This is a genomic window from Isoptericola sp. NPDC055881 (assembly GCF_053615895.1).
This window is the reverse complement of sequence record NZ_JBSHCR010000126.1, coordinates 1-5,620: the sequence shown is the minus strand read 5'-3', so window position 1 is coordinate 5,620 and position 5,620 is coordinate 1. Positions and strand designations below refer to the sequence as shown.

Below are 5,620 nucleotides of genomic sequence, written 5' to 3'. Positions count from 1 at the left end.
GTTGCGCACCTTCTGAGACCTCAGAACGTGCGCAACCGCCTGTTCGGCGTTCGGCCGGGCGGGGTGCGGGGCTACTCGGGCGCCGCGAGGGCGGCCTCGGCGACCAGCGTGAGGATCGCGCCAGGATCCGTCGTGTCGTGGCGCGCGACGGCGTGGAGCAGCAGCCCTTCGTAGGCGGCGGCGAGGGCGAGGATCGCGGCGCGAGGTGCTGGCGCGCCGAGGCGCTCCGCGACGCGCTCGCCCCAGTCCAGGAGCGCCTCGCGACCCCGGGAGGCGCGCGCGCGGAGGTCGGCGTCGTGGCTCGCCTCGAGGAAGAGGACGAGGCGAGCGGTCGTGGCAGCGCGGTCGGGGCCGGTCGCCTGCGAGAAGCTCGCGCGGAGCAGGTCCACCAGCTCGCCCGGTGTCCGCGGCTCGGGCGCGGCCGACAGCGCGGCGAGGTCGCGTGCGGCGAGCTCCTCGGCGACGCCGGCCAGCAGGGCGGCTCGGGTGCGGAAGTAGTTCGACGTCGACCCGCGGGGCAGCCCAGCGCGCTCGTCGACCCTCCCGTGGGTCAGGGCGCGCAACCCCTCCGTGCCGAGCAGGTCGACGGCGGCGTCGAGGGCCCGGCGCCGGGACGGGGCGGTGATGGTCACGACGGCACCCTAACCCGAGCACTACGGATGTAGTGACACGACACTACGAACGTAGTACCGTCGGCGGTATGAACGATGCGGTGAGCGGAGGGCGGCCCGCCTCGACACCGCCCGCGGCGACGATGCCCGAGCTGGCCGGGGTCACCCACCGATGGGTCGACGTCGACGGGCTCTCGATGCACGTCGTCGAGCAGGGTTCCGGTGACCCGGTGCTGCTGCTCCACGGGTTCCCGGAGCACTGGTGGGAGTGGCGAGGGGTGATCGGCCCGCTCGCCGCCGACCACCACGTCGTGTGCCCCGACCTGCGCGGTTGCGGCTGGACCGACGCGCCGCCGGACGGTTACACGCACGACCGGCTGCTGGCCGACGTCGTCGGCCTGCTCGACGCGCTGGGCATCGACCGGGCGCACGTCGTCGCGCACGACTGGGGCGCGCTCGTCGGCTTCCACCTCGGCCTCGAGCACCCCGACCGCGCGGTGTCGCTGCTGAGCATGGGTGTGCCCCACCTGTGGCTGCGGTTCGACCCGAGGCTGCTGCTCATGCTGCGGCACACGTGGTTCCAGGTGGTGATCGCCTCACGGCTGAGCGGGCCGCCGGCCCTGTCGCGGGGACGACAGCGGCTGCCGCGCCACCTGCTGCGGGAGTACGGCGACGACCGGGCCGTCATGACCGAGGCCGACGTCGAGACGTACGTCGCACCCCTGCGGCAGCCGGCGCGGGCGCGCGCAGGATCGGCGCTCTGTCGCGACTTCGTGCGGCGCGAGCTGTGGTCCGTGCTGCGCGGGGCGTACCGCGACCGCTACCTGACCACGCCGACCGCCGCGCTGCTCGGCGAGAACGACATCCTCAGCGACCCCGCCCTGCTCGGCGGGTACGAGGCGCACGCGTCCGACCTCACCGTCGAGGTGCTCCCCGGCATGTCGCACTTCCTCGTGGACGAGCGCCCCGACGTCGTCGTCGAGCGGGCGCGGGCCCTGTTCGTCCGGGCCGCGTGAGGGCTCAGACGTCGGCCGAGTGCGCGCCGGTGATGGGCGGGTCGGCCGACCAGGGGAACGTGATCCACAGGTCCGTGTCCCGCCACGAGTAGTCCGGCTGGATGATCGTGCGCGGCTTGGTGTACAGAACCGCGGACCGCGCGTCGGCCCCCTGCTTGGCCAGCAGCTCCATGACCAGCGCGAGGGTGCGGCCCGAGTCCGCCACGTCGTCCACCACGAGGACCCGGGATCCGGGCAGCTCGGAGGTGTCCATGAGCGGGGGCAGCACGCGCGGGTCCTCGAGGGTCTTGCCGATGTCGGTGTAGAACTCGACGTTCAGCGTGCCCACCCCCTTCGTGCCGAGCGCGTACGCCATCGCGCCGCCGGGCACCAGCCCGCCGCGTGCCACAGCGACGACGACGTCGGGCCGGAACCCGCTCGCGACGACTCGCTCGGCCAGCTCGCGGATCGCGACGGGGAGCAGGGTCCAGGTCAGCACCTCGCGCTCGGGCGACGGCGCGGCGTCGACGGAGGGCTCGGGGGACTGTGCGGTCATGGCACCCGAGGGTACGCGCGACGGCGGGCCCCCGTGACCGGGGACCCGCCGTCGTGACGTGCGCACTGCGCGGACCTGGGCGGGCGCCGTGGTGGCGTGCGAGACATCACGCACGGCGCGCGACGGTCACTCCGCGGCGAGGATGTCCACGACGAAGACCAGCGTCTGCCCGGCCAGCTCGTTGTCCGCGCTCTTCTCGGCGCCGTACGCCTGGTCCGCAGGGATCACCAGCAGCACCTGGCTGCCGACGGTCTGCCCGGTGAGGCCCTCGGTCCAGCCCTTGATGACCTGCTGGAGGGAGAACGACGCCGGGGCGCCGCGGTCCCAGGACGAGTCGAACTGCTTGCCGTCGAGCGTCCAGCCCGTGTAGTGCGCCGTGACGGACTGCGTGTTCTTGACCTTGGCGCCGTCGCCCTTGATGAGGGTCTGGGCGACGAGGTCCTTCGGCGCCTTGTAGCCGGCGGGGATCTTCACGGACGGCTTGCCGGAGTCGTCGAGCGTCACGGTGGGCAGGCCTGCGGCCGGCTTGACGGCCTCGCCCTCGGCGCGCGTCGGGATCTTCGTCGCGTCGGTCACCTCGACGAGGTTGACGACGGTGACGGCCTTGCCCTGCTGGTCCTGCGACGGGAAGGCGACCAGCACGCGCGACCCGACCTTCTGGCCGGTGAGCGGCTCGGTGAGGACGCCGTAGTTCGTGTCGCCCAGCACGAAGCTCGCGGGCTGCTTCGTCTTCCAGGTCGAGGTCTGGCTCGTGCCGTCGGCACCGAGGTAGTTCACGAAGTCGATCGTGACCTGCATGCCCTCGGAGAGCTCGGCACCGTCGCCCTCGTCGACGACGCGGGACGTCGGCACGGAGACCTCGAGCGGCGACTTGAAGCTCACCTGGGGCTCCTTGCCGGCGTCGCCCGTCACCTTGACGGCGTCGAGCGCGGCGACGTCCTCCTTGGTCGGCTTCGGCGCCTCGGTGGCCGGGGACGACGACGCGGACGCGGACGGCGTGGCGCCGTCGCCGGAGTCGTCGGCGCAGGCGGTCAGGGTCAAGGCCGTGGCCAGCGCCAGCGCGGCTGCGGCGGCGGACGTGCGGAGCTTCACGGAGTGTCCTTCGGTCGGCGGGTCGAACCGGGACACTGTAACGGCCCCACCTGACCGCGCCGTCCAGGCTTCGGCCGACGAACGACCGCTCCGCGCGACAATGGGTGCCATGCCGTCCAGCCGTCCCTCCCGCAAGCGCCCCTGGGGCGCGTCGCCCCCGCCGCTCGACCTCGACCGTGCCCTGGGCGGGGTGCGGCGGGGGAGCGCCGCGGACGGCGAGTGGACGGTGCGGCGGCTGCGCGGCGGGGACAAGGCGTACCGCTGCCCCGCGTGCCGGCAGGAGATCCCGCCGGGCACGCCGCACGTGGTCGCGTGGCAGCGGGACGTCGTCGGGGGAGAGGCCGCGGGCCTGGACGACCGTCGGCACTGGCACTCGTCCTGCTGGGAGCGCAGGGACCGGCTGCGCTGAGCCGCTGCGCTGATCTACTGCGCTGAGCCAAGGCTCCCTAGGGAGAGCGGCACGCGGACCGGCCAGGACCGCCGGGCGGAACTACGCTGGGCCGTGATGAACGACATCTCCGCCGCTGCCCCCGCCGACGAGGCCACGGGCCACCAGATCCGCTCGCTCACGATGCTCCCCGCACGGCGCGAGGACGTCGAGCTGCACACCGCGGACGGGCTCACCCTCGTCGGCGAGCTGGCCAGGCCGGCCGACCGCGACCCGGTCGCGACCCTCCTGACGTTCCACCCCCTGCCCACGCACGGCGGGTACATGGACTCGCACGTGTACCGCAAGGCGGCCTGGCGTCTGCCGGCCCTCGCCGACCTCGCGGTGCTGCGGTTCAACACGCGCGGAACCTCGTCGCCCCGCGGCACCTCGGAGGGTGCGTTCGACGGCGGGGACGCCGAACGGTTCGACGTCGCCGCGGCGATCGAGCTCGCCGAGTTCCGCGAGCTGCCGCGCCCGTGGCTCGTCGGCTGGTCGTTCGGCACCGAGCTCGTCCTCAAGCACGGCGCCGACCCGAGCGTCGAGGGGGCGATCCTCCTGTCCCCGCCGCTGCACCGCGCCACCGACGAGGACCTCGACCGCTGGGCCGACTTCGGCCGCCCGCTGGTGGTCCTGGTCCCCGAGCACGACGACTACCTGCGCCCCGACGAGGCTCGGCACCGGTTCGCGCGCGTGCCGCAGGCCGAGGTGATCGGCGTCGACGGCGCGAAGCACCTGTGGGTGGGGGAGCCGGCGGTGCGCCGGGTGCTCGACGAGATCGTGGGGCACGTGCTGCCCGGTCATGCCCCGCTGCCCACGCACTACGACGGCACCGTGGAGCAGGCCACGTCCGTGCCGAGCTGAGCCGAACACCCGCGACGACCGATCCGGCGAAGACGAGGAGTCGACGATGACCACCAGCCCTGGGCCCCTGGCGACCTCTGTGCTCCATGAGGGGGCGGGGACGCCGATCCTGCTGCTGCACGGGTTCCCGCTCGACCATCGCATGTGGGCGGCGGCGGCCGGGGCCCTGCCGGAGGGGGTGCGCGCCATCGGCGTGGACCTGCCCGGCCAGGGTCACTCCGACCTCGGCGGGATGGCGCCGCGGCTCGAGGACGTCGCCGACGCGGTGTACCGCACGATGCGCGAGCAGGGGGAGGGCAACGCCGTCGTCGTCGGCCTCTCGATGGGCGGCTATGTGGCGCTCGCCCTGGCCGAGCGGCACCCCGGGTTCGTCGTCGGGCTCGGGCTCGTCGACACCAAGTCGACCGCCGACCTCGAGGCCGCCCGCGCCAACCGCCTGCGGATCGCGGCCGCCGTCACCGCGGACCAGACCCTCGACCCGGTCCTCAGCATGCCGGGCACCCTGCTGGGTTCGACCAGCACGCAGCAGCGCCGCCACCTGTACCCGCAGCTGGAGGCGTGGATCCGGTCCCAGTCGCCGTCCGGCGTCGCGTGGGCGCAGCGAGCGATGGCGGCCCGCCCGGACCGGACGGACGTGCTGCGCAGCTTCGACGGCCCGGTCGCGGTGGTCGTCGGTGCGGAGGACCAGGTGACCCCGCTCGTGGAGGCGGAGCACATGGTGCACGCGGCCCGCGACGGCGCGCTCACGGTGGTGCCCGCCACCGGGCACATGAGCCCGGTCGAGGACCCCGCCACGGTGGCGGCCGCCCTCGCCCTGCTGCACCGGCGCGTGTCGGAGCGCACGAGCCGCCCGCGCTGGCAACTGCGGTCATCAGGTGGACGGAGCCTCGTAGGTCCGTACCGTTGCCGCGATTTTCCGTATCGTCGCGTCGGGGACCTCGTCCGATATGCCCTTCGCGCCGAAGAACGACCAGGAGGTCAGATCTCCCTGGGTGTTCTTGAAGGCGAAGGTCCATGCCTTGCCGTCCGTGGTGCACTTCTTCGATTTCTCCACGCCTGTGGACCAGGCGGTGCC

General features: G+C 73.6%; 7 protein-coding genes. 4 read left to right on the top strand and 3 right to left on the bottom strand.

The window, feature by feature from the left end:
- Positions 1-71 precede the first annotated feature (71 nt).
- Positions 72-632 carry a TetR/AcrR family transcriptional regulator gene (locus ACWGKI_RS20475; RefSeq protein ID WP_452189493.1) on the bottom strand — a complete coding sequence of 187 codons (561 nt, stop codon included), beginning with the start codon at positions 630-632 and terminating at the stop codon, positions 72-74.
- Between the two features lie 68 nt (positions 633-700).
- Between ACWGKI_RS20475 and ACWGKI_RS20470 the strand changes: the two genes are divergently transcribed.
- Positions 701-1,627: an alpha/beta fold hydrolase gene (locus ACWGKI_RS20470; RefSeq protein ID WP_452189491.1), complete on the top strand. Its 927-nt coding sequence runs from the start codon at positions 701-703 to the stop codon at positions 1,625-1,627.
- A 4-nt stretch (positions 1,628-1,631) separates the two neighbouring features.
- Here the strand turns inward: ACWGKI_RS20470 and ACWGKI_RS20465 are convergent, their stop codons facing one another.
- Together ACWGKI_RS20465 and ACWGKI_RS20460 are read right to left on the bottom strand one after the other, a co-directional pair.
- Entirely contained in the window at positions 1,632-2,162 is a 531-nt protein-coding gene (locus ACWGKI_RS20465; protein WP_380245608.1) for a phosphoribosyltransferase, read from the bottom strand.
- Positions 2,163-2,288: 126 nt separating this feature from the next.
- Positions 2,289-3,254 carry an FKBP-type peptidyl-prolyl cis-trans isomerase gene (locus tag ACWGKI_RS20460; RefSeq protein WP_452189489.1) on the bottom strand — a complete coding sequence of 322 codons (966 nt, stop codon included), beginning with the start codon at positions 3,252-3,254 and terminating at the stop codon, positions 2,289-2,291.
- Positions 3,255-3,363: 109 nt separating this feature from the next.
- Here ACWGKI_RS20460 and ACWGKI_RS20455 point away from each other — a divergent pair, with 109 nt between their 5' ends.
- The 3 genes from ACWGKI_RS20455 to ACWGKI_RS20445 all read left to right on the top strand — a co-directional run.
- Complete coding sequence (locus ACWGKI_RS20455; protein WP_452189487.1) at positions 3,364-3,663, top strand: hypothetical protein; 300 nt, start codon at positions 3,364-3,366, stop codon at positions 3,661-3,663.
- Between the two features lie 96 nt (positions 3,664-3,759).
- Positions 3,760-4,545 carry an alpha/beta hydrolase gene (locus ACWGKI_RS20450; RefSeq protein ID WP_452189485.1) on the top strand — a complete coding sequence of 262 codons (786 nt, stop codon included), beginning with the start codon at positions 3,760-3,762 and terminating at the stop codon, positions 4,543-4,545.
- 46 nt (positions 4,546-4,591) lie between these two features.
- The coding region (locus tag ACWGKI_RS20445; protein ID WP_452189483.1) for an alpha/beta fold hydrolase at positions 4,592-5,620 on the top strand (1,029 nt) is incomplete at its 3' end.

What these genes read in the sequence shown, in the direction of transcription:
- ACWGKI_RS20470 (WP_452189491.1), top strand. Translation starts at nt 701, where the DNA reads ATGAACGATGCGGTGAGCGGAGGGCGGCCCGCCTCGACACCGCCCGCG.
- ACWGKI_RS20465 (WP_380245608.1), bottom strand. Translation starts at nt 2,162, where the DNA reads ATGACCGCACAGTCCCCCGAGCCCTCCGTCGACGCCGCGCCGTCGCCC.
- ACWGKI_RS20455 (WP_452189487.1), top strand. Translation starts at nt 3,364, where the DNA reads ATGCCGTCCAGCCGTCCCTCCCGCAAGCGCCCCTGGGGCGCGTCGCCC.
- ACWGKI_RS20450 (WP_452189485.1), top strand. Translation starts at nt 3,760, where the DNA reads ATGAACGACATCTCCGCCGCTGCCCCCGCCGACGAGGCCACGGGCCAC.